This is a genomic window from Roseovarius albus (assembly GCF_900172335.1).
GTDB classification, from domain to species: Bacteria; Pseudomonadota; Alphaproteobacteria; order Rhodobacterales; family Rhodobacteraceae; genus Roseovarius; species Roseovarius albus.
This window is the reverse complement of the sequence record NZ_FWFX01000010.1, coordinates 126,693-149,755: the sequence shown is the minus strand read 5'-3', so window position 1 is coordinate 149,755 and position 23,063 is coordinate 126,693. Positions and strand designations below refer to the sequence as shown.

Annotated in this window: 17 protein-coding genes; all 17 read left to right on the top strand. The window is 56.5% G+C overall.

The features are described from left to right. The first annotated feature begins 495 nt into the window (after positions 1 to 495). Genes ROA7450_RS15205 through ROA7450_RS15130 form a run of 17 tightly spaced genes read left to right on the top strand, consistent with a single transcriptional unit; the run spans position 496 to position 23,043 of the window. Entirely contained in the window at positions 496 to 2,088 is a 1,593-nt protein-coding gene (locus ROA7450_RS15205) for a phage tail sheath family protein (RefSeq protein WP_085806766.1), read from the top strand. Between the two features lie 18 nt (positions 2,089 to 2,106). Further along, positions 2,107 to 2,634 carry a phage tail protein gene (locus tag ROA7450_RS15200; RefSeq protein ID WP_085806744.1) on the top strand — a complete coding sequence of 176 codons (528 nt, stop codon included), beginning with the start codon at positions 2,107 to 2,109 and terminating at the stop codon, positions 2,632 to 2,634. A gap of 50 nt (positions 2,635 to 2,684) precedes the next feature. Continuing rightward, positions 2,685 to 3,290, top strand: a complete 606-nt coding sequence (locus tag ROA7450_RS15195; RefSeq protein ID WP_143534480.1) for a hypothetical protein — start codon at positions 2,685 to 2,687, stop codon at positions 3,288 to 3,290. Next, positions 3,287 to 4,063, top strand: a complete 777-nt coding sequence (locus tag ROA7450_RS20815; RefSeq protein WP_143534479.1) for a hypothetical protein — start codon at positions 3,287 to 3,289, stop codon at positions 4,061 to 4,063. The genes ROA7450_RS15195 and ROA7450_RS20815 overlap by 4 nt, the downstream gene beginning before the upstream one ends. A gap of 3 nt (positions 4,064 to 4,066) precedes the next feature. Continuing rightward, on the top strand, positions 4,067 to 5,383 hold the full coding sequence (locus ROA7450_RS15190; RefSeq protein WP_085806742.1) for a Pvc16 family protein: 1,317 nt from the start codon (positions 4,067 to 4,069) through the stop codon (positions 5,381 to 5,383). Further along, a complete protein-coding gene (locus tag ROA7450_RS15185; protein ID WP_085806741.1) occupies positions 5,380 to 7,200 on the top strand; it encodes an ATP-binding protein in 1,821 nt (606 codons plus the stop codon). Before ROA7450_RS15190 ends, ROA7450_RS15185 begins: the two co-directional genes overlap by 4 nt. Beyond that, positions 7,197 to 7,442 (top strand): hypothetical protein, encoded by a 246-nt coding sequence (locus ROA7450_RS15180; protein WP_085806740.1) that lies wholly within the window; start codon positions 7,197 to 7,199, stop codon positions 7,440 to 7,442. Before ROA7450_RS15185 ends, ROA7450_RS15180 begins: the two co-directional genes overlap by 4 nt. Continuing rightward, positions 7,439 to 12,523 carry an eCIS core domain-containing protein gene (locus ROA7450_RS15175; protein WP_085806738.1) on the top strand — a complete coding sequence of 1,695 codons (5,085 nt, stop codon included), beginning with the start codon at positions 7,439 to 7,441 and terminating at the stop codon, positions 12,521 to 12,523. The genes ROA7450_RS15180 and ROA7450_RS15175 overlap by 4 nt, the downstream gene beginning before the upstream one ends. Continuing rightward, a complete protein-coding gene (locus tag ROA7450_RS15170; protein ID WP_085806737.1) occupies positions 12,523 to 13,173 on the top strand; it encodes a CIS tube protein in 651 nt (216 codons plus the stop codon). The genes ROA7450_RS15175 and ROA7450_RS15170 overlap by 1 nt, the downstream gene beginning before the upstream one ends. A gap of 10 nt (positions 13,174 to 13,183) precedes the next feature. Then, positions 13,184 to 13,474: a hypothetical protein gene (locus tag ROA7450_RS15165; protein WP_085806735.1), complete on the top strand. Its 291-nt coding sequence runs from the start codon at positions 13,184 to 13,186 to the stop codon at positions 13,472 to 13,474. Between the two features lie 4 nt (positions 13,475 to 13,478). After that, a complete protein-coding gene (locus tag ROA7450_RS15160; RefSeq protein ID WP_085806734.1) occupies positions 13,479 to 14,621 on the top strand; it encodes a hypothetical protein in 1,143 nt (380 codons plus the stop codon). After that, positions 14,618 to 15,115: a phage baseplate assembly protein V gene (locus ROA7450_RS15155; RefSeq protein ID WP_085806733.1), complete on the top strand. Its 498-nt coding sequence runs from the start codon at positions 14,618 to 14,620 to the stop codon at positions 15,113 to 15,115. The genes ROA7450_RS15160 and ROA7450_RS15155 overlap by 4 nt, the downstream gene beginning before the upstream one ends. Further along, positions 15,115 to 15,444 (top strand): hypothetical protein, encoded by a 330-nt coding sequence (locus ROA7450_RS15150; RefSeq protein WP_085806732.1) that lies wholly within the window; start codon positions 15,115 to 15,117, stop codon positions 15,442 to 15,444. Before ROA7450_RS15155 ends, ROA7450_RS15150 begins: the two co-directional genes overlap by 1 nt. A 13-nt stretch (positions 15,445 to 15,457) precedes the next feature. Continuing rightward, positions 15,458 to 15,823, top strand: coding sequence for a GPW/gp25 family protein (locus tag ROA7450_RS15145; protein WP_085806730.1), 366 nt, complete (start codon positions 15,458 to 15,460; stop codon positions 15,821 to 15,823). A gap of 1 nt (position 15,824) precedes the next feature. Beyond that, positions 15,825 to 18,293, top strand: coding sequence for a baseplate J/gp47 family protein (locus ROA7450_RS15140; protein ID WP_085806728.1), 2,469 nt, complete (start codon positions 15,825 to 15,827; stop codon positions 18,291 to 18,293). Beyond that, complete coding sequence (locus ROA7450_RS15135; protein ID WP_085806726.1) at positions 18,290 to 20,983, top strand: putative baseplate assembly protein; 2,694 nt, start codon at positions 18,290 to 18,292, stop codon at positions 20,981 to 20,983. Before ROA7450_RS15140 ends, ROA7450_RS15135 begins: the two co-directional genes overlap by 4 nt. Then, positions 20,980 to 23,043, top strand: a complete 2,064-nt coding sequence (locus ROA7450_RS15130) for a phage tail protein (protein ID WP_085806724.1) — start codon at positions 20,980 to 20,982, stop codon at positions 23,041 to 23,043. Before ROA7450_RS15135 ends, ROA7450_RS15130 begins: the two co-directional genes overlap by 4 nt. The last annotated feature ends 20 nt before the right edge of the window (positions 23,044 to 23,063 follow it).

Below are 23,063 nucleotides of genomic sequence, written 5' to 3'. Positions count from 1 at the left end.
TTAATGCGCTGTTTTCTGCCATGGGAAGTTAACCTGACAATGCCGATCGATTTAAGACGCGGGAAATGACATTGCCTCGCTGCATTCCTTTCGTAAAACGAAGCACATAGCAGCTTGCTGAATGTTTGGTTAAACGCACTTGCTGTTGCTTGCCAAGCGGTAACGGATAAAGTTCGTGCACAGCGCGATGTGCATAGCACGCTTCTGACAACCTAGAAGTGTTGTTTGATGGGGGGAAATATGTTACGTTCTACCCTAGAGAGAAGACATTTTGGTTTGAGTTTCGATTCATCGAGCAGCGACATTTCCGTCGTCCCCGTATTTTGATTTCCAGGTCGTCAATATTCACCGGCCACCCATAAAAATGTCCATCAAGACGCATATTCGCTGACGCGTGTCGGCTTTGCTAACGTGCATGATGCGCTGTTGGCTCGCGAATTTTTGCGGCCAGTTGAAATTTCGCCTGGCCCGCCAGACAGAGGGAAGGTTTATCTCATGTTCGACACACCCGGAGTTTTCATCCGAGAAATCCCAAGCGGGTCCCGGCCGATTGCCGGTGTGGCCACGTCTAATACAGCTTTTGTCGGGACTTTTGCGCGTGGCCCGGTGAACGAGGCCACGCGCGTGACCTCATTTGGTGAGTTTGAGCGTATCTTCGGTGGCCTGCACGCCCGATCCGAAACATCTTACGCCATTCGCTCTTTCTTTCTGAACGGGGGTTCGGTGGCCTTTGTCGTTCGCGTCACTGCTGGTGCAGCGGACACTGCTGAAGTTGAGATTGGCGGAGACGTCGATTTCGAAGCAACCTCTGATGGGGCCTGGGCCAACACCGTACGGATTGGATTGGCGCATACCAATGCTGGAACGAATTACACCATTCTGGTGCGCGAATATGATGCCGCACTGACCACCGTGCTGCGTGAAGAGGCATTCATTGATGTGTCAATCACAGCGGGGGATCCACGCTTTGTCGAGGATGTTTTGCGCGAAAACAGCGAGTTGATCCGCGCCACACAAAACGCCGCAAACTTACCGACGCGCACCCAAATTGGTGGTGCGGATGCGACCTCTCTTGATGATTTGCTGGAGGGGGTTGCCGGTGATTTCAGCGTCATGGGCAGCGCCACAGCCGGCGCAGATGGCACGATGGAGGGCGATGCCGGATGGGTGGCCGTGTCTTCGGCCACGCTGCGCGGAAGCGAAGCGGCAACCCCACCAACCGGGATCTACGCCTTGAACCAGATCGTGCCACAGGTTTTCAACTTGTTGTGCCTGCCGGGGGCGGCCAGCTTTAATGAAGCCGCGCATGCCTCGACTGTTGCGATCTATCAGGAAGCCTATACCTATTGCCGGAACAACTTTGCCTTCCTAGTGGTTGATCCGGCCCCGGACGTGAACCGAGGAAATTTCCAGACCTATCTGGGAGAACTTGGGGCTGCGGCCGGGCCTAATTCGGCGCTCTACTACCCGCGTGTAAGCGGACAGGATCCGCTGAATCCCTTGGTGCCGAGGGTCATTGGCCCATCTGGTATGGCCGCCGGGTTAATGGCGCGAACCGATGGGGCGCGAGGCGTATGGAAAGCGCCCGCTGGCACAGAGGCGCGTGTTTCCGGCGGGACACCAATCGATGTGATGACCGACAGGCAACAAGGGCCTTTGAACACCTCGGGCGTGAACGCCATTCGGACCTTCCCGGTCTACAACTCAGTCATGTGGGGGGCCCGTACGCTGGATGGTGCGGATGCCCGGGCTAGTGAATGGCGCTACATCAATGTGCGGCGACTGGCGCTGTTCATCGAAAATTCCTTGCAGCGTGGGCTGCAATGGGTGGTTTTTGAGCCCAATGACGAGCCGCTATGGGCGAATGTCAGGATGAACGTCAACGCATTCATGAACCAGCTTCACAGACAAGGTGCCTTTCAGGGGGCCTCGGCCCGCGATGCCTATCTGGTGAAATGTGACAGCGAAACTACCACGCAGGCTGACATCAATCTGGGCATTCTCAATGTCTACGTTGGATTTGCCCCGGTGCGACCGGCTGAATTTGTCGTGGTCCGAATCCAACAACGTTTCCCCAACGCAGCTTGAGTTTGAAGGAATTTTGAGATGGCACAGTTTACAGTCAACGCAAACCGCTTTGATCCTTATAAGAACTTCAAATTCCGCCTGAAATGGGACGGCCGATATGTTGCAGGCGTGTCCAAAGTCAGTCCGCTAAAGCGCACCACGGAGATCGTCGAACATCGCGAAGGCGGTGATCCCTCGACCCCGCGCAAAAGCCCCGGACGCACAATGTTCGAGGGGATTACCCTAGAACGTGGCGTGACCCATGATGTCGAGTTTGAGCAATGGGCCAACAAGGTGTGGAACTTCGGTTCTGGTTTAGGGGCCGAAGTGTCACTTGCTGATTTCCGCAAAGATGTAATCTTGGATTTTTTCAACGAATCTGGCCAGTTGGCCATTTCCTACCGAATCTTTCGGTGTTGGGTGTCAGAGTATCAGGCGATGCCCGAATTGGATGCCAATGCGAATGCGGTCGCAATCCAGTCGATCAAGCTGGAATGCGAAGGTTGGGAACGCGATTATGATGTTGCCGAACCTGCGGAAGTTCAATTTCTTGAGCCTGCAAGCTGATGCGGGCGGACCCAAGTGGTCGCGTCATTCTCGAATTATATGAACAGGGGATGACTGCACATCCTGCGGCAAGGGCCGCACTGTTGGCGTGCGCCGGCGGTGCGAGATCTGACGCCACATTGGGTGATGTGGATCGTGCTGCGTGGCAGTTTTTGCAAGACCAATTTGGCAAAGAGCAGGCGGCGGTTCTAACGTGTTCCGCATGCGATACGGATGTGGAATTCACACTTCCAGGAGAATTTGCACCCCCAAAGGCAAAATCCGAGTCCAGCATCACCTTTCGATGTGGAGACCAGAAGCACAACATCCGGCTGCCGCGCCTGTCTGATCTGCTGGGCAGGGCGTTCGACCCTGTTTGCCTGGCCCCGGAAGGAGACTGGGCCAACCCGCAATACCGTGCGGCTGCCGAGGCAGCACTGGTTTCAGCCGATCCGGGGCTCACGCTTGAACTGAATCTTAGCTGCGCCGCCTGTGGCGCGGATCAGACTCAGCGCTTTGATGTCACCGGATTTGTTTGGACGCGGTTAGAGCAGGCTGCAAAAGCCATCGTACGAGATGTGGCAAGTTTGGCGCAGGGGTATGGCTGGTCCGAGGCCGAAATAACTGGGATGAGCGCCGCGCGCCGGGCTATCTATCTGCGGGAGTTGGGGGAATGAGCGATTTGTTTGATGCCCTATCAACGCGATTTACGGCGACCGGACCGCCAGCGATCCGACCGCGACCAACATCCCGCTTTGAGGCAACAGAAACGCCAGATGCGCTTGTTGAGGAGGACAGTGTAATTTCGGTGCGCGCTCCGGAGACGGCCTCCAAAGTGGCATCGCAACGCGTTGCCCAACAGCCCACGCAACATGTGCAGAACATGGAACCCTCAGGGTCTCAATTACCCCTTGATACTGATCACAGATCGACACGCGAACCATTGGATAATACGCCGTCGAAACCGGAGAGAAAACAGGCACAAGTCTCAAATCACCACTCACACCACTTGTCGGATGATCCTGCGACCGACAATTCTGTGCCTGTCTCTCCGGTTAATGAACCTGAGTCTGAAGGAACTGAAGCACCCATCGCAACAGAAGTACCTGAGGCCGCAATCAGACACGCTCCAGTTGAAATAATACGGGACGAGCCGTCAGCACGACACACCCATCGGGAGGCAGATCAACTTCGAATAATCGAAACGCATGTCGTAGAAGCGCCTGAAAGGGTGCATGATGCGCCCGAGGCGGTTCACTTTACTACACCGGACACAATTGTTCACATCGGGCGGGTCGAGATGCGGCAACCTGCGCCTCCACCCCAGCCCGCGCCACCGGCTACGCCGCGGAGCAAACCCGCCAATGACGCTGCGCGTACATCGGTATCACAGGGCAAAGACAGGGGGCGCAGCGGATTAACCGACTACCTTGGATGGAAGAGGCACTGACCGATGTCCAATGCGCTCGCCCTTGCTTCAGTGACTGCGGTTTTGATGGACCGGCTGAACGATGGCCTATCCAATGCCAACTTGGATGCCATGGGATTGATCTCGGTCACTGCGCAGCCTCCGGACCGGATTACTGACGAGGACAGCGACAATACCAACCGGCTGAATATCTATATGTGGAACGCGTCGCGTAACACGGGTTGGGCCAATGAGCGCCTTCCGGCCCGCAATACCGAAGGCGCACGGTTGGACAGCCCATATCTGGCATTGGATATGCAGTTTATCCTGACTGCAACCGGGGACATGGATCTCAACGCCGAGATTTTGCTTGGATACGGGATGCAGGTGTTGCATGAAATGCCCGTGCTCACCCGTGAGGTTATTCGGACGTCTTTGGGGGGTGTGACCCCACCAGTTGATGCTTCTCTTTTACCGCCGGCGCTGCAGGCCATTTTGGCCTCGGATCTGGCGGATCAGTTTGAACAGATCCGGATCACCCCGGCACAGGCTGATCCGGATCACCCGCTGAAACTGGAGGGGCTGTCAAACCTGTGGTCAGCGTTTTCTGCACCGCTCCGTGCCTCGGCGCTATATCATGTATCCTGCGTTTTGATCGAGAGCCGAACCCCTGTGCGGTCGGCTTTGCCGGTTTTGACATTGGGCGGGCGCACGTCGCAGCTGCGCAGTCCAACAATCACGCGTATTTCGCGTTTGGCAGGCGGGGCGGGGACGGCGCGTGATCTGACCGGTTCGATTGATCCGGGGGCATGGATCGCGATCGAAGGATCTGCGCTGGCAGCGGATCTGATGCGCATTCGTCTTGGTGACCGGATTCTGGCCGTGGTGCCTGCCAATGCCTCCAATGCCAGGGTAGATGTCCAATTGCCAACTGACATTCGCGCGGGTTTGACCCTGCTTCAGATCGAGCATCTGTTCACACCTGAAGGCGGGGGTGCCAATCGTCTGTGGGAAATGTCGAACGCATGGCCCTTGGTTGTGAACCCGCAACTGGCCGGACATGTGGTGAATGGCGCGCAGGCCAGTGGGAGGTTCTCAGGGACTGTCGCTGCAACCATGTCACATCCGGTAGGGGCCGATCAGGTGGCTGCCCTGCTGTTCAACCCAATAGCCGGCAGTATAACCGACGCCTTTTCGGTGCGCTGTCGGTCGCGCGCAACTGATGGCATGAATGTGATCGCGGACTTGAGTGACATTCCAGCAGATAATTATCTGATCAGAGTCGAAATCGGCGGCGCCGCTTCGGCCCTAACCATGGGGGCCATGGGTTTTGACGGGCCGGTGGCGGATCTGGCCCCATGACCCGAGAAGCACGCATACCCTCAGCGGCTTTACAAGCCCGGGCGCTGGATCTGGCGGGAGAGCGCGTTTGCTGGCTTTTGGCTGGACAGACCGGAAGCCCGCCAGATCTGGAAAAGGGACTTCAGACGCTATCGGCTGTTGGCGCTGTGGGATTGGCAGAAGTGATTGCGCGCTTTGGCCTTTCTGACACCGAACTGGACGTTTTCTTAATGGCGGCCGGGCCAGAATTGGGCCCCAAAGCGGCACATGCTGTCGCGACACATCCTCTGGCATTGGAAGGTAGGGTAACGCCAGCACTTGTGACGCAAATTTTAGGGCCAGAGGCCACTATCACTTTGGCGACCAATGCCTTGCTGTCGCAGGCCGCCCTTGTTGTTGTGGGTGCAGGTCGAGGGCTGGCGCAGCGCCAGCTGTCCATAGATCCGGGCATCGCGCAATTTTTGCACGGTCATCCCAGCCCCGGAGACGCATTATCGCAGGCCTTGATTCTCTTGGCTCGCAATGCGATCCCCAACCAACGAACGGAACTGCTGCCATTGGCGTTGCAAACGGCTGCGCAAGCGCATGATCGGCCTTTGGTGCATCTCAGGCACTCCGACAGATACGCGGCTGAAATGCTGGCGCAGGGCGCGTTTGCACAGCTGGGGTTGGCAGGATTTGCATTAGACCGCAGCGCTGTCACTCTGCCTGCGGCGCGGTTGGCTGCCGAAGTAAACCGCGACCTTATCTTGCTCGGTGGCGGGCTCATGCTAACGACAGACGATGCCGAAGGATTGGCTGATCTGGTTACGGTTCCCTGCATTATCTGGGGAGATAAGGCGCCAGTGACCCGCCGCCCCCTTGCCGAATTCAACCCTGAAGAGCCAGATCCTGAGCTGGCACCGGATCTGTTCCTGAGTGCAACGGAGGTGCGCAACGCGCGATCAACCTTTGCTCTGGGATTGGTCCCAAACCTTGTAGCGACCGCCCGCGCCCGTGCCGCCCGTGCTCTTGATGGTCTTGCACAGCCCATAAGCCCACAGGCGCAATGGGAGGATCTTATCCTGCCCGAGGCGCAGATGGCCCAGCTCAGGCATCTGGCCGAGTTTCAAAACCACCGACATCAGGTGTTGGACAGTTGGGGGTTCAAAGCCAAGTCAGAACGCGGTCTGGGGCTTGCCGCGCTCTTTTCTGGCCCGTCCGGAACCGGCAAAACAATGGCCGCTGAGCTGGTAGCGACTGCACTGGGACAGGCTGACGATCATGCGGCCTTGTATCGGGTGGACCTGTCGGCCGTAGTGTCAAAGTACATAGGCGAGACCGAAAAGAACATCGCCCGTATTTTTGATGCGGCGGAAAACTCCAGCGCCGTTTTGTTGTTTGACGAAGGCGAAGCGCTGTTTGGAAAACGCACATCAGACGTCAAGGATAGTCTTGACCGCCACGCCAATACGGAAACCGCATATCTGCTACAACGGCTGGAAGCTTATACCGGTTGCGCAATCGTCACTACCAACCTGAAGAACACCGTTGATGATGCTTTCTTACGGCGGTTCCGTGTCGTGATAGACTTTCCATTCCCTGATGCGGCGCAGCGAGAACGGATCTGGCGGGTGATATTTCCTACAGCGGCACCCCTTGGTGAATTGGACTTTGCAGCTTTGTCCCGGCTTTCAATTTCTGGTGGGTTTATTCGATCAATCGCCTTGTCTGCCGCCTTTCTTGCAGCAGCGGAAGGAACCCGTATCGAGATGCGCCATCTTGGCAAAGCGGCACGGGCTGAGTTTGGTAAACTTGGCAAACCTCTACCCGAGACACAGATCCGGGGGTGGGCATGAGCATGGTGATCGAAATTGATACCCTCGTGCTTGAGGGGATGAGCGAAGAGGAAGGCCGACGCGCCGCCGCGGCCTTTGAGCGCCAGTTGCAATCTCTGCTGGACATGCACGGGTTGCCTGAGGGGCGGCGATTGAACGATCTGAACTTGATCGATCTTGGGCACCTTCCGGTGACAATGACCGGGCCTGAAGCGCGCGGTGCAGAGCTGGCCCGCGCCCTGTTTTCGGAGTTGCAGTCATGAGCACCTCCGCCCGCAAGACGCCCCAAACAGCGGCCAAAGAGAACCAAGGCGCCAAGCGACGCTGGAGCGTCAATGTAAAGGAGCCAAGTGGGGTACCTGCTAACTCAAATGCTGCCGTCGACTCCGCGAAACCTCATATTGGTGTGGCCGAACTTGAACTGGCAGTATTAGATTCAACGCCTTTGCCGTGGCGGGCAGAGTTGGAGCGTCATTTCGAAACCTCGCTTGCTGGTTTGCTGGCCTATCAGGGGCCCGAAGTGGACGCGGCTCTTGCAGAAGATAACGCAGCCGCTGCGGTTCAAGGTGAAGCGATTTTATTGCCGTTGGGTGCAGACAAGCCATTGGTAGCACATGAAGTGGCACATGTGCTGCAACAGCATGGATCCCTGACTGAGGCGGATGCCGATGGGGCAGAACTGGAAGCATTGCAAACCGAACAAAGGGTCGCACATGAGGGCCAGGTGCCCATACCGCAGGCCGTCCTGCCGATGGATACTGTTGCCCTACGCAGCAATGAGGCACTGGATGAGCAATTGCTTGTGCAAGGCAATGACCGCGAAGCAGCATCAGAGTTTTCGAATGCCGCGCAGGAAAACTCTGCTGACGCAGAAGGCGCGGCGACAGAAAGCACCGAGGAGGATACCTCACGTTCATTGGCTGAACCTAGTGGCGAAGGAGTGCTGGGCGATGTCGTTGCTGGGGAACCGTTACCCGAGGATCCGGTGCCAACTTTTGAGCCCCCAGCCGCCCCCGAAATTGAGGTGGATGAAGCCGCGGCGGAAGCTGCTCAGGCCGAGGCTGAAGCTGCCGTAGAGGGAGCGGAGGAAGCTGACGGTCTGATTGAAGCCTTCAAGGATGCGCCGCCATCCGTGAAGGCGATGCATCACGATCAGCTGGACGGTAAAGTTGGCGAGATGGCGGAAACGGATCAGGCAGAGTTCGAGGAACAAATGCCTGAGTTTCCGGCTGAGATGTCTGGAACAGATGATCTGGATGAACCCGAGGCGGTGCAGACACCCGAAAGCGGCGAAGTCCAATTGGAGGATGGCACCCCGGGACCCGCCCCAGACGCGCAGGTTGATCCAACTGCTGATCCCGGTACGCCAGACTTGAACGCAGAAATCAGTAACCTGCTGTCGAATTTCTTCTCTTTTGGCGAAGCCGAAGGTCTGGGCCGCACATTCAGCCGGGTTTCGACCTCTGACAACGATGTGGACACCTCGGCGGGGGACCGGCCCGATGTACCGCTGCAAGGCGGAACCGATCCACAACGAGTTGATGATCAAGACACAGCCGCCCGCGATGATGCCAAAACCAAGCGAATGGAAGCCACGCAAGCCGTTACAGAAGGCCCCGGACCCGAACAGGTCGAATTAAAGGAACTGCGCGAAGATTATACGATGGAGGCCCGCGAAAAGCCTGTAATTGATCAGGCCGAAGCACCGGTCGAGGGCGCGGCGGGGTTCCGTGACAAAGAGCTTGATACCGAAGTGGTCGCGCTCTTTGATGCACACCACGGCGAGGCCATGGCCGCCTCGATGGAAGAGGCAAATTCAGAGGTTTCGACAGCGGTTGAATCCCGTGATACCGAACGCGATGCGGAATTGACCCATGCTGAAGAAGAGCGCGCTCGCCTGAACGAGGAGGCGGATGAAGGCCAGCGGGGCGAAGTCGCAGATCGCAGACAAGAGGTCCAAGACGCACGTCAACACGCGGTGGACGAGCAGCAGGCTCGCGTGGATGAGATGGAAACCCAGGCCGATCTGGATCGGCAAGAGGCGGAATCTACCATTGATACGGAAGTGTCTGAGACAGAAACGCAAGTGGAGGCTGATTTTGGGGAGGCCGAAACCGATGCTCAGGCCGAGGTCGACGATGGAGAGCGGCAAGCACAGGAAGAACGCGACCGGCAGGAACGCGAAAGCGAGAATGCAAGCTGGTGGGAGCTTGCCGCAAATTGGGTGGCCGAACAGTTCGACAAGCTGACCAAGTTTATCAACGACGTCTTTGACGCCGTACGCTCGGCTGTGAAGGACATCATTGATGCGGTTAAGGAAGCCGCGATTGCCCTGATCGATGCGGCAGTTTCTGCGATTTCGGCGGCAATCGAAGCTTTGGGCGAAGCGCTTAAGGCAGCAGTCAATGCATTGTTGGCAGAACATTTCCCCGCATTGGCCGAAGCGCTGAACAATGCAATCGACACCGCTGTTGAAGTCGCAACAGAAGTGGTCGAAGCTATCGGCGAAGGGTTGAAAGCTGCAGTTTCCGCCTTGTTGGATGCCTTGGCTGCCGCCATTGATGCTATTCTTGCAGCCTATCAGGCGGCGATTAATGCGGCATTGGCGATTGCTCGGGCAGCCCTGACCGGCGATTGGGCTGCACTTGCGAAACTGGTGCTCGAACCGATCCTTTACGCGCTTGGGATCGAACCCGCGGCCTTCTACCAGATGATCGAACGGGCGATGGAAGCACTTGAAACCATCATCGACGATCCAATTGGGTTTCTTTCAAATCTGGTGGATGTGGTCGTCGGGGGTATTCGCCAGTTTGGCGGCAATATCATCGCGCATTTGCAGCAGGGCATTATCAGCTGGCTGACCGGGGCTCTGGGCGGCGACATTCAGATCCCCGAGCGGTTCGATCTGATGGGTGTTCTGGATCTGGCGCGGCAGATTCTGGGGCTGACGGTCGACATGATCCGGCGCGTGGCTGTGCGGGTGTTGGGCGAAGAAGCGGTCGAGCGGATCGAGTTCTTTATGGGCTATGTCGTGGAGTTGATCACAGGCGGGTTTTCGGCACTGTGGGAGCGGATCATGAGTGACCTGTCAGCGCTGAAAGATATGGTGCTAGACGGAATCAAATCCTTCTTGATGGAACGCGTCGTGATGGCGGCGATTACATGGTTGGCCAGCATGTTCAATCCGATTGGCGCGCTGGTCAAACTGGTGATGACTATCTGGAACTTCCTGATGTTCTTGAAAGATCAACTCGCCCGGATCATTCAGGTGGTTCAAACCGTTGTAAATACGATGTGGGAAATCGCAACCGGGGTTTTGCAACCGGCCATCGACGGGGTCGAAGGTGTGTTGGGAAGATTGTTGCCGATTGTGATCGATCTGTTGGCGCGGCTATTGGGTCTAGGCAATGTTGCTGGCAAAGTTCGCGAGATCATCGGTGATGTACGTCAGCGTATCGAAGATGCGTTGGTCACTTTGATCAACCGAGTACTGTCTGCCTTTACCGGTGGACGGATGGGTGGACGATCTGGAGATAGCGATGAGGATGCCGCTACCTCGGACGGTGAAATTATGGCACCGATTGCCGTCAGAGGAGGCGGAGAAAGCCATACACTGGTGATTCAGGATCAGGGTGAAACCGTTGTGCCCATGATCCATTCAACCCCGCAAACTCTGGAAAGCTGGCTCGATAGCCGAGCGGGTGCACCGTATGAGGCACTGGCGGCCGAGAAAAACTGGCGCGGGGCAGTCAAGAACAACAAGAAAGCGCAGCTTGAAGCCCTGGTGGCACGGGCCAATGAAGAAGAGGCCCAGCTTGATCGCGCAGCCGAAGCGGCAGAAGACGCGCTCAATGCCGATCCGGCTACCGCAACGGATGAACAGCAAAACACCCAGACCGAAGGCGAACAAACAAAACGGGCCTTGGTCGAAATTCTGGAATTTTTTGGGATAGATACCGAGCAAAGCCTGGCAGATCACTTTGCCGAGGACATCGACGCCACCGGTAACGCCGATCTGAAATCCCGCCTGCGTTCGAATGTCATGAACCGATTGGATGCGGCGCGCTACATGACATTGGCGTGGCCACAGGCGAAACCCGCGATTGCAGCGGATGCGGCGATCCCGGGAACATGGGCACGACCCGCGTCCTCTAATGCGATCTTGCGCAGCCTACATGACACGACATTCCGCACAGGGGTCACACGCATTGTCGAAGCCCATATCGAAACGCCTGATGATTTTGAACTTTCAGCACAGAACCTTGATGACTTCCTTTCCAATTATCTGGTCGCCGACCTAAACCAAGTACCCAACGCCCAAACGATCATTCGCATGATATTGGATGGCTCGGACGGCAACGCGATTGCAACCAGCCTGCAAACCGTTATCGAAGGGTCCGCTGATCGCGCCTTTGGCAGTCTCATGGAATTTGATTTCAAGTTCAATGATGTGACGGGTCGCTTCTACAAAACCCAATTGGTGCCGAACGCCGGGACCCTGATGACCGGCACCTTCGGCAAGTACATAGAAGATGACGCTGCCAACGCAACGGGCGACGGGGGTGTCGACAAGCCTTTGACCTTCTTCCTGACCGAAAGCAAGCGGGCCTCAAAAAACCGGACACGTCTTGCCGATTCAGTGCGCGCTGCCGATCCAGGCAATCACGAATGGATTCCATCAAGCCGTGCGGCCTCGATCATTTCGGCCACCGCAGCACAGTTGGGATCCTCTGGCGATACGGATCCGTTGCAAGGTCTCGCCAAACTTCTGAAGTTTCAACACGAAGTGCGAACGCCGACGTCGAAACTTATTTTTAAACCCAATGCCGATCTAAGCAATCTAGGTCGCACGGTGCCCTATTACTCTGAGGCTCACGCGGATGCGGGTGTTGCCTTTGCCGACATGACCGCAGAGCAAAAGAAACTTTATTACCCCGAAGGAGGCCCACAACACGGCGATCAGATCATCGTGTTGCAAGCTCATGCTGGTGGCTTGGATGCGGGCAAGGTTGAGGGCGCAGTCAAAGTGCGCAGTGACCGGCTGCAATGGGCCAGCCCGGAATGGCACCGCAAGCTAGGCGAAGAGGTGGATCAACCAATCGCGGACAACATTGCCTCGAACTCTGATGGCACCGCCATCAAAACAGCAATCCTCGGCTTTTATCGCGACACCATCTGGCGTGGGGCGTTGCCACTTGAGGCGACAGGGGGTCGCCGGTTTGATCTCTACTTTACCTCTACCGACAGCCAGTGGCGCAGCTACGACAGTCTAAAATCCTATGCAAGCGCCGCCTTTACCTCTGCCGAAACCGAACTTGTAAGCGACATGGACAAGGTGTTCTGATGACTGGATATTCCCGATCACCCCGACTTTTGAAAGGCGCGATTGTCGCGTTCAGGCCACCGGTTCCGATCCCGGCAGTCATCCCGTTTCAGATCAATCCCGAAAGCCTGTCGCGTACGGTTGAGGCCCGTACCGCAGAAGGAGAGGGAAGCACGCAAAGCTTCCGGCTGGCCGGCGCGCCCAGCGAAACCATTAAGATCGAAACTGTTTTTGATGCGGCAGATGATTTGGAAAAATCAGATGACATTGCTGCACAGAGCGGCCTGCATCCGCGCTTGGCGGCACTGGAAACACTGATATATCCGCAGGCCGCTACAGTGATCGCCAATTCGATCTTGATGAACATCGGTACGATCGAAATCCTGCCGATGAAGAGCCCCTTCACCGTTTTTATCTGGGGCAAGGGGCGCATTCTGCCGGTCAAACTATCATCACTGTCGATCACCGAAGAGGCCTACGATCCGAACCTCAATCCGATCCGGGCCAAGGTGTCGATGGATCTGGCTGTCCTGTCCTACAGCGACTTGCGTACGACCCACCCGGGTTACGCGATGTTCTTGGCCCATCAGGTGGTCAAAGAAACCATGGCCGTTATCGGACAAGCCAATTCGCTTGGGGCGGTATTGGGCGGTGATGTAAGTATTTTATAGGAAAATCAATATGTTCAACAAATTCAGCCGATACCACAATTTGCCAATCAAGTCTTTAACCGATGCAGCAGGGCGAGAGGTTGCCTATGTCGCGCGACGCATCATTCCGCAAGGTAAAGTGCCGATCGCACAGGTCAAGGTTCAGCCCGGGGACAGACTGGACCTTGTGGCGCATCGTAGCATCGGTGCCGCCGACCAGTTTTGGCGTGTTGGTGATGCCAATCCAACCCCAAATGAGTTGCCCAGCCTGACCGCGATGACCGGGCGACGATTGAACCTGACACTGATAGACCCGGAGTGATCCCATGCTTGACCAGTTGCTTGGCGCACATATGACTCTTTTGATCGGGCAGGGTGTTCCCCGCCCCGCCAGTGCTCTGGTGATGGAACATTTCGCCTCGGCCGAGATTGCAGCATCGGATAGCGAACGGTCAGGATTTGAACTTGTGTTTGAAGCTGGACGTTCTGGTACCATCGCTGGGGCCTTTCCGATCATGGCAGAGCCAGGACTGCAGGCCGGGTCGCGTGTCGTGATCACCGCCACCATCGGGATCCGCCCCAATGTGTTGATGGACGGCATCATTGAACAGGCGGAATTTACCCCAGCCGAAGGCGAGACAACGGCAAAGCTGGCAGTGCGCGGCAAGGACATGAGCTTTGTCATGGATCGTGAAGAGGTAGAGGCCCAGCATCCGGCACAAGGACCGGGTGAGATTGCTGCGCTGATTTTGCTGAAGTACACCCAATATGGGGTGATCCCGACAGTCATTCCCCCAATGACCGCCGAACGACCCAATCCATTGGACCGCGTTCCAATGCAGCGCGCTACGGATTTTGCCTATCTGACTGAACTGGCCGAGGCGCATGATGCGATATTTACTCTCATTCCCGGGCCCTTGCCGCTGACCTCAACAGCATATTGGGGGCCCAAACCGCGTCTTGGCGCACCGCAAGCTGCAATCACTACAGATATGGGACCGGAAACCAATGTGTCGGGTCTCAATATCGAAAATGCGGAATCCGAAGCAGGCAGCGTCTCGGGTCAGGTGCAGGACCGTCAGACCGGGCAAACCATCCCGGTGCAATCAGTCATTCCACTGCGCCCACCGTTGGCTGCGCGACCAGCATTGGCCAATGGTACAACCAGCCGTCGTAATCTATTTCGCACCAATGGTGCGCCAACTGCGGCGCAGGCCATGGGCGAGGCGCAGGCGCAATCGGACGCATCGCTGGATACCGTTACGGTGACAGGCGATCTTGATACTGCGCAATATGGGGCCATCCTGACACCACGTGGTCTTGTTGGTCTGCGCGGCGCTGGGTTCGATCACGACGGGTTTTACTACGTGCAAAGCGTGATCCAGAAGATTTCACGCGGGACGTGGACCCAATCTTTCACCCTGAACAGAGAAGGGGTCGGCACTACGACGCCGATCATTTTACCATGAATGACTTAAGCTCACAGACGCGCGCCTATGGCAAATATCGCGGTACGGTTGTCAACAATATCGACCCGAACCAGATGGGGCGTCTGCAGGTTCAGGTGCCATCAATATACGGCACCAATACGTTGAACTGGGCCATGCCATCGGTGCCCTATGCCGGGCCGGATCAGGGGTTTTATATGATCCCGCCGATTGGCGCGAACATTTGGGTCGAATTCGAAGGCGGTGCCATCGATATGCCGATCTGGTCAGGGTGTTTCTGGGGGCAGGGTGAATGTCCTGCGCAGGCCCCCTTTACCAAAATGATCAAAACACCAGTGGCTACAATGACTGTGGATGAACTGAATCCGGCGGCACCGGTTGTGATCGAAACCGCAGCGGGCAACAAGATCACGATCACCGCGCAGGGCATCACTTTGGAAGGAACCGCGGGCGCGAAAGTCGAGCTTACCGGCCCACAAGTTAGTGTGAATTCCGGCGCACTGGAGGTGGTCTGATGTCTTTCCTGCTGCATCAGGGGGCGCAAGTGTTGTGCACACATGGGGGTCAGGCCACACCAACGGTGGCCTCGACCCGGGTCACATTGGGGGGGCAGCCCGCAACGACCTTGTCACACACTTACATGATTTCTGGTTGTCCGTTTTCCACACCGGAAAGTGGACCGAAGCCCTGCACGCAGGTGCAGTGGACCACGCCCGCAACGCGAGTTCGGATCGAGGGGCAATCGGCCCTTATGTCAACCTCGCAGGGGGTCACCCTTGGGCCTTTGGGCACGCAGGGCACACCGATGACTGTCATGCAACAAACCCGCGTGAGCGGGCAGTAGGGAAGGACATCCAATGCCCTATTTGACATATCCCTTTGGCCCTGACGGATCCGGGCGAACCGGCAATACGGAAGACAAAGCAATACGTGTGCGTAACCTGTTGCAGGCCGTGCTCTTCACCGTGCCCGGGGAACGAGTGATGCGGCCCGAGTTCGGCTCGGGTGTGCCTGACATGCTGTTTGATGGAAATTCTGAGGCACTGGAAACAGCGGCGGATTTTCTGATCCGAACCGCTGTACAGCGATACCTCTCAGATGTGTTGGTGCTCGAAGATCTGACAATTACACGCGACGAGGGAGTTCTGGAGATCAATGTGACTTATGCGCTTGTTGGTGAGGAGGACCGTCAGATCGAAACCTTTGTGAGAGGGGTGGGCTGACATGACACAACGCACGCGGACATTTCTAGATGAACGCCGCGAGGCGCTGGCCGCTTCGACTGCGTCAGTAAATGGGATCGCTGGCATCGAAATTAATGGGGCCGTCGCGACCCTTCGGTTTGTCAAAGACACGCCCGGGCCGGGTGGCGTCCCTGCTACAGCACTCGGCCCCTCGGATTTCATTGTCAGTGGGGGCGACCGGATCAGAGGCATCGCAGTCGAAGCCGTAGCAATGAACGGCGATGATCTTGATTTGACCTTCACGCAAGAGGGCGACTTCTCGCGCTACACCTTGACCATTGATCCAGCGTTGCCGGATTTTGATCCGATCCTTCGTGGAATCAATTTTCGCTTTCGTGTCCATTGCGACACTGATCTGGATTGCGAGGCAGATGCAGATGGCCCGGGGGCGCCGGAGCCAGAACCGCGACTGGATTATCTTGCCCGCGACTTTGAGAGTTACCGCTCGATGATGTTGGATCGACTTGCGGTCAACACACCAGATATGACTGAACGCCATCCGGCATCGTTGGAAATGACGTTGGTCGAATGGATGGCAGCCTTGGGGGACGAGCTATCTTACAAGCTGGATAAGATCACTACGGAATACACGCTTGAAACTGCCCGATTGCGCCAATCAGCAGCGCGTCATGCGCGGCTGGTGGGCTATCAGATGCATAATGGCGCCTCAGCCCGGGTATTGGCAAATGTCGAAGTTTCTGCTGCCAATGTACCTTTGGCAAGGGAAGATCTGGCTTTTGTCACGCGCACGCCGCGTCTTGGGGCCGAGGTTGTAACACAGGATCGATTGGCAGAGGCCCATACACAAGGCGCTCAGATATTTGAACCTGCGCATGACATGATTTTGCGTCAGGCCCACAACCGGATCGCGCTTCACCACTGGGGGGACCCTGATGCCATTCTGGCACAAGGTGCCACCGAAGCCTGGGTCCGCGACCCCGATCAAAACCTGGCATTGGCTGCAGGCGATATTTTGGTTCTTGTCGAGGAACGTGACCCTGCAACCGGACGTTCAGAAGATGCCGATCCAGACCACCGTCAAGCCGTGCGGTTAAACGCAGATCCTGAAACGATGGAGGATCCGCTGGAAGTTATCTCGGGGGCTCCATTGCGGGTACATCGGATCAGTTGGGGGCCAGAAGATGCGCTGAAATTTACATTGTGTGTCGGTCAACGACCTGCTGGCCAGGAGTTAGCTCATGCGCTTGGGAACATCGTAGTGGCCGATCATGGATTTACTCTGCCTGTACCCGAGGAGCTAGGAACAGCGCCTCATCGCACCGATCCAGAAGTCCCCGACCCAGCCTTGCCCGGACCGCCCAAAGCCTTGAGTGCGCTTGATCGTCAACGTCCCTTTGCGCCAACGTTGCTGCACAAAAACCTAACCTTTTCCGCAGGCTCGTTTGAAATGGGCGAGCCATTAGTGTCAGCGGCGCAGGTGTTGCAGGTTAACCCGGCAAAAACCACCGCAGCGCTCCACCTGACATCAACACATGAACCTGACAGCTGGTTGCCGCGCCGGGATTTGCTAGCTGAGGGCCCGACAGCATTAGTCTTCGTACCTGAGGTGGCTATAGATGGGACAACTACATTGCGTTTTGGCCGTGGGCATGGGGACGTACCTTCGTCGCACGGCCAAACACCACGGGCCGAGGATGCGTTCTCCGCACACTACCGGGTTGGTGTCGGTCCTATTGGCAACATTGGTGCGAATGCTCTAGCTCATGTCGCGGCCTCTCCTCTGGCATTGGCGAATGTTGAGCGTGTCAGCAACCCTTTGCCAGCTCTCGGAGGAGCGCGGCGTGAGACGATTGATGAGGCACGTCAACGTGCACCCGTCAGCTTTCTGAAGCAAAAACGTGCCGTCACTCTTTCCGATTACGAAGCACTTTTGAATGCGCATCCGGATGTGCAGCGCGCCCATGCTCGCAAACGATGGTTGGGGGGGTGGTCGGCGATTTTTTTATCGGTGGACAGGCTCGGCAGCCTTGAGGTGGACGATGGCTTTAAGACCACGCTGCTGACCTATTTGGAACCATTTCGGATGATGGGGCATGATCTGACCATCGATGCGCCGATCTATGTGCCCTTGAATGTTGAGCTTAAGGCCTGCGTCGACATGAATCATTTTGCCGAGGACATTGCAGAGGCTTTGGAAGAGGCATTTTCCACGGGCTATATGCGCGACGGGCAACTGGCCTTTTTCCACCCAGATAATGTCACGTTTTCATCGCGTATCTATCTATCTCACATCTATCGGCAGGCAATGGGCATTCAGGGTGTGCGCGATGTACAGGTTTTGGAATTTCGGCGCGCGGCCTCAAGCACATCCAGCGCAATAGGCGATGGGGTTCTGACGTTTGGCCCCCGAGAAATTCCGGTCTTGGCAAATAATCCCAATCATCCCGATCAAGGCAAACTTGTCATATTAGCGGAGGGTGGAAGATGACCAGCTCACAACGAAAACCTACTCCGGTTGAGATCGATAACCGTCCGGGTCTGCGCGAAATCTCTGCCCGGATTGGGACGCATTCCGCGTTCTACAGATCAATGCAGCGCGGACTTGCTGATGCCAATCGACTGGGTCTTGCCGATTTGGGCGCTCGTGAAAATGGCGACATCACGCTTGGCCTGCTTGATGCCTGGGCCGCCGTTCTGGATACATTGACATTCTACGGCGAACGCACAGCGAATGAGGCCTATCTGGCCACAGCAACCGAGCGTCGCAGTATCCGGGATCACGCACGGTTAATCGGGTACCAATTGGCCCCTGCCAAGGCTGCCGCCTCCTTCATGGCTTTTGTTGCCGAAGACAAAGAGGCGCCCGACGCACCGCTGGAATATGACACCGGGCTCCAAGTCAGATCCATCCCGCGAGATGGAGAGCTGCCACAGCTATTCGAAACGATTGAGCCACTGTTGGCGTTTCATCGTTGGAATGCCCTGAAACCGCGTTTGTTTTCTGATCAGTTGCTGGATGCGAATACGACTAGCCTACGCTTGGCGGCTTCGGCGGAGGCCGTCAAGCTGGGCGATCCCGTCATGTTCTTGCGTGATGGTGTCCCGCAAGCCTTTACCGAGGCTGAGCGCGATGGTTTTTTACGCAATATCGTAAAGATTGATCCGAAGAAGGGTGGTGATCGGCTGATCGAACTTTCAGCCAATCCAACCGCTCCTGCGCCGATTGAATTTATATTGATGGCTCCTGTTTTGAGTTGGGTTTCAGGTATCGCAATGACAACGGATACACTATCTTGGGCCCTTGGATCGGGTGGCTGGTCAACATCGGCGCTGTCGACGGCAACGCAGTACACTCAAACCTCTTATGCTGTATTGACGGCCGCGATCAGCAAGATTGATCTGACGTCTGCCTTTGCCCCCATCGTGCCTGCCTTGATGAAAGTGCGGGCAGGATGTTTTGGAAATACTTCCGTGACACAACCTGCGCCATTGGCGGTGTTAATTGCCCCAACGGGAACTGGAAACGTTCCACCACCGGGTGCAATAACCAGCACACAAGCTGCTGTTTTGGATAGCGAGCCCCCAGAAGGGCATGTGTTTGTGTACCTGGATCGAGAATATACGGATATTGTTGCTGGCACGCATGTTCTGGTGCGGGACGCGACCCATGAAGGCATCTCGCCAGTGCATTCCGTTGAGCCGATCTCTGTCGAAGCTTACGGTATGTCTGCCAAGGTCACCCGGATCGAAATCAACGCCACCTTGACCGGTCCTAATGGCACCCATGCTGCATCAAGCTTTTCGATCCGGCGCACTTCGATTTATGCGGCGCCTGAAATGCTGGATCTTGCGGCCTTGCCGATCGAAGGCGATGTCGGTACGACGGTGGATGGAATTGGAGCAGATCAGGTAGTGCTCAGTACGGCAGAACCGGAACTGGTTGCCGGCAAGAGGATTGCCCTAACTGGCGAGCGCGCTGATCTGACCGGTGTCATGGTTTCAGAAATCCTGACGTTGCAGGACAATACGCTGCAAAATGGTGTTTCAGTTCTGACTTTTACACGGCAGCCGTCATTTACCTATCTGCGCAACACGGTCAGTCTGAGCGCCAACGTTGCCGAGGCAACCCATGGTGAAACGGTTCAGGAAATCCTTGGCGATGGTGATGCCACGCGCGCATTTGCGACATTTGCCCTGAAATCCATACCTTTGACGCATGTTGCCGCCAAGTCCGAAACCGGCATGGCCCCCGCGCTTGAAGTCCGTGTGAATGGCGTGTTGTGGGATCTGGTTGATGACTTTCGCAACAGCGGCAGCGAAGATCGACACTACTTGCTGCGTATTTCCGAAAGTGGCGTCGCATCAATCATCTTTGGCGATGGTATTAATGGTCTTCGCGTACCAACTGGACAGGATAATATCCACGCGTCTTATCGCAAAGGTGCAGGCCTTGATGGGATGCTTGAGGCCGGACAATTGTCGCTGTTGGCAACCAAACCCGCAGGCCTCAAATCCGTCTGGAATCCGTTGGCCCCCTCAGGGGCAGCCGATGCAGAAGAGTTGGAAGATGCTCGCACCAATGCTCCGCTAAAAGTTTTGACATTGGGGCGCGTTGTCTCATTGCGAGATTACGAAGACTTTGCCCGAGGGTTTGCCGCAGTTGCGAAAGCGCGGGCGGATTGGACATTTGATGGCTTCGCCCGACCGATCTTTGTAACCGTAGCCGGGCAGCAAGGGGCCTTGTTGCCGGATGACGGCGAAGACATGGCTAACCTGCGCGATGCACTGGCTGCTGCAGGGGAGGCAGATGTTCGCGTGACAGTGCGCAATTACCAACCAGTCACTTTTACCGTGAAAGCAGGGCTTTTCGTCAACGAGCGCCACAATGCGGATGACGTATTGGAAGCGGCCTATGCAGCACTTGCAAGTGGCTTTGGATTTGAAGCGCGAGCTCTGGGGCAAAATGTCAGCCGCGCTCAAGTGATATCGGTTCTGCAGTCCGTTGATGGGGTCGATGGGGTTGATCTGGATGCACTTTATCGCACCGGGCAGGCCGAGTTCCTGCATCAGCGTTTGGGCTCGGCTCGGCCGCAACCTTCACTTGATGGGGTGATCCCGGATCCGGCTGAGCTTCTGACAATCGACATTGCCGCGACCAGGTTGGAGCACACGTCATGACCCATCTGAGTACAGATCGTCTATTTGAGTTGTTACCCGCTTTCTTGCGTCTCGCAGATGCTGAAGCGGGTCGACAACAACGCCCGTTTGGGGATGCCCGCGACATCGAAGATTTCGGCCCCTTACGTACGCTTGCTTCTCTCATTGCGCGCGAAGCACAGATCGCAGATGAGGGGTTGGAAGATCACTATGCCAATGCGTTCATCGAGACTTGCGCGCCTTGGGTGATCCCCTATCTCGGCGAATTGCTCGGGGTTCGAGGGCTTGCCGATATACCCGAAGGCATAGACATGCGTGCCCGCGTCGCCAACGCATTGGAGCTACGCGCCCGCAAGGGAACATTGTCAGCACTGGAGCAGGCTGCTGCAGACAGCTCTGGCTGGCCCGTCCATGCCGTTGAATTCTGGAAACTATTGGCACATGCCCAGACGTTGCGCCTCCCGCATCTGGATATGGGGCTAACCATAAATATGCGCTCAAGACCTGAGCTCGCGCGTCTGGGAACCGCGTTTGAGAGAACAGCACGTAATGTCGAGGTACGGCGCATCGACACTCACGGAGGGCGCTGGAATCTTGGCAATATAGGCCTGTATCTGTGGCGCCTGCGTTCAGTATCTATCACCCGCCATCGATTGCGTCCTGTCACTGGGCGGCGCGATTTTCGCTTTCACCCGTTGCAATACGACGCGCAGCTTTTCACTCGCCCGGATCCGACCACTAATCTGCGCCACCCGTCACCAATTTTACGTTCGATCATGGCCGAAGATCCAAGTGCATACGTCGGCGACGGCCGATCCATCCGGATTTGGGTCGGCAACTCGGAATTGGATCCTAACACCATTTGCGCAGCCAACCTTGGCAGTCGGGCGACGCCGGGGGTGCCGGAACCAGATTGGACTCGCACGGGAGGTATTCCCGGCCTGACGCTGGTCGACCCTGAGCTTGGGCGATTGGTCGTCGACCCAAATCTAAGCGGATCTGTTGTTGTCTCTTGCCATTTTGCGCAGCCGCTTGAATTGGGCGGGGGAGAGCATGATCGGATTGCCTCGTTACCAATATTGAATGCGCCAACGAACATTACACCTTCAACCGAGATAGTTGCCGCCGTGAACGGTGCAGGAGGGCGCGGAGATTTCACGCTCAGCCGTTCAAGCCACTATCGCGCAAACGGGACAATTTCGGTGCCCACAGGTGAAACCTTGCGCATCGTGGCGCGAAACGGGGCCTTCCCCACCATTCGGATTGGCAATGCTGGCCTGCGATTTGATTTGGGTGATGATGCCAGTGTGGAATTGAATGGTCTTCGACTTAACCGGCGTGGGATCTCTGTCACCGGCACGGGCGCTGCCTTTACCCTAAGAGATTGTACGATGGTACCCGGGCTAGCACTGAGAACGTCGGGAGAGCCCGTTTCTCCCGGTGCCTTGTCATTGAATAGTCTAATGGTCGGCGCTGCAGTGCGAATAGATCGTACAATCACTGGACCGGTAGAGGTTGCGGAAGACACAGATATTCGGTTTGGCGAATGCATCTTGGATGCAGGCGATACAAACACGATTGCCTTTGCCCCGGTGGCCGGTTCTGAACGAGTTACTGCCAGCTTTGATCGGTGCACCATATTGGGGCGCGTCCAGACCTCGGCTTTTGCCGATGGTGCACGTGTCCGACCTGAAGGCTTTGGTGTAGCGACAGGTGCAGATGAACGGCTTGCAACATCAGATACGTTGTTTGTGGGCCAGACGGCCCCTGAGGTTGAGGCAACTTTCCGCCAGATCGGCTGCATCCGGTTTTCTTATGTGCCACCCAGTGCACTTGTGCCCCGGCTATATCGCTGCATGCGCGAGCCGTCTCCGGTTTTTGAAAGCACCCGGTATGCGGACCCAGCCTACATGGCGCTAAGTCCCTGTACGCATCCAGCGCTTCTGCGCGGGGCAGAAAACGGTGATCAGGTGGGGGCATATAACCGCGCAGCCTGGAGTGTCCGGGCTGATAACATCCGAAGATCCATAGATGATTTCCTGCGTTTCGGCCATGCCGCCGGGGCTTTTAGCGAAACATAACGAGACAATGAATTTCAGAA

Bases quoted from the DNA above. Each gene is read 5' to 3' on its own strand.
- ROA7450_RS15205 (WP_085806766.1), top strand. From the start codon at position 496: ATGTTCGACACACCCGGAGTTTTCATCCGAGAAATCCCAAGCGGGTCC.
- ROA7450_RS15200 (WP_085806744.1), top strand. From the start codon at position 2,107: ATGGCACAGTTTACAGTCAACGCAAACCGCTTTGATCCTTATAAGAAC.
- ROA7450_RS15195 (WP_143534480.1), top strand. From the start codon at position 2,685: ATGACTGCACATCCTGCGGCAAGGGCCGCACTGTTGGCGTGCGCCGGC.
- ROA7450_RS20815 (WP_143534479.1), top strand. From the start codon at position 3,287: ATGAGCGATTTGTTTGATGCCCTATCAACGCGATTTACGGCGACCGGA.
- ROA7450_RS15190 (WP_085806742.1), top strand. From the start codon at position 4,067: ATGTCCAATGCGCTCGCCCTTGCTTCAGTGACTGCGGTTTTGATGGAC.
- ROA7450_RS15185 (WP_085806741.1), top strand. From the start codon at position 5,380: ATGACCCGAGAAGCACGCATACCCTCAGCGGCTTTACAAGCCCGGGCG.
- ROA7450_RS15180 (WP_085806740.1), top strand. From the start codon at position 7,197: ATGAGCATGGTGATCGAAATTGATACCCTCGTGCTTGAGGGGATGAGC.
- ROA7450_RS15175 (WP_085806738.1), top strand. From the start codon at position 7,439: ATGAGCACCTCCGCCCGCAAGACGCCCCAAACAGCGGCCAAAGAGAAC.
- ROA7450_RS15170 (WP_085806737.1), top strand. From the start codon at position 12,523: ATGACTGGATATTCCCGATCACCCCGACTTTTGAAAGGCGCGATTGTC.
- ROA7450_RS15165 (WP_085806735.1), top strand. From the start codon at position 13,184: ATGTTCAACAAATTCAGCCGATACCACAATTTGCCAATCAAGTCTTTA.
- ROA7450_RS15160 (WP_085806734.1), top strand. From the start codon at position 13,479: ATGCTTGACCAGTTGCTTGGCGCACATATGACTCTTTTGATCGGGCAG.
- ROA7450_RS15155 (WP_085806733.1), top strand. From the start codon at position 14,618: ATGAATGACTTAAGCTCACAGACGCGCGCCTATGGCAAATATCGCGGT.
- ROA7450_RS15150 (WP_085806732.1), top strand. From the start codon at position 15,115: ATGTCTTTCCTGCTGCATCAGGGGGCGCAAGTGTTGTGCACACATGGG.
- ROA7450_RS15145 (WP_085806730.1), top strand. From the start codon at position 15,458: ATGCCCTATTTGACATATCCCTTTGGCCCTGACGGATCCGGGCGAACC.
- ROA7450_RS15140 (WP_085806728.1), top strand. From the start codon at position 15,825: ATGACACAACGCACGCGGACATTTCTAGATGAACGCCGCGAGGCGCTG.
- ROA7450_RS15135 (WP_085806726.1), top strand. From the start codon at position 18,290: ATGACCAGCTCACAACGAAAACCTACTCCGGTTGAGATCGATAACCGT.
- ROA7450_RS15130 (WP_085806724.1), top strand. From the start codon at position 20,980: ATGACCCATCTGAGTACAGATCGTCTATTTGAGTTGTTACCCGCTTTC.